The sequence below is a fragment of the Stenotrophomonas sp. GbtcB23 genome (assembly GCF_019091045.1).
GTDB lineage: Bacteria > Pseudomonadota > Gammaproteobacteria > Xanthomonadales > Xanthomonadaceae > Stenotrophomonas > Stenotrophomonas rhizophila_A.
Map to the genome: position 1 here is coordinate 1 of NZ_JAGXKC010000273.1, position 340 is coordinate 340.

At 62.6% G+C, this 340-nt stretch carries 1 protein-coding gene; it reads right to left on the reverse strand.

Features of this window, described 5'->3' with window-relative positions:
• A partial coding sequence (gene mraW, locus KVS69_RS19100) for a 16S rRNA (cytosine(1402)-N(4))-methyltransferase (protein ID WP_217539539.1) occupies positions 1-340 on the reverse strand: 340 nt, incomplete at both ends.

Sequence of the window (340 nt, forward strand, 5' to 3'; positions counted from 1 at the left end):
ACCGCCGACCTTGGCGCGATTGACGTCATCGGCTGCCGAGACGCCGTCCTTCGACATGCGCATGTCGTGCGGCCCGTTCCTCTGGAAAGAAAAGCCGCGATCGGCCTCGTCGATCTGCATCGAGGAAACGCCAATATCGAACACGACGCCATCGAGCCCGCCTTCGGGCACATGAAGGCCTAGCTGCGAAAACTGCGAATGGATGAGTTTAAGATGGCCTTCGGAGGCGTCGTCCAACGCCTGTCCGGCCGCGACTGCCGTCGGATCCCGATCGAGAGCGATCACGTCGGCACCGGCAGCAAGCAGAGCGGACGGATAACCGCCCGCTCCAAAAGGGACG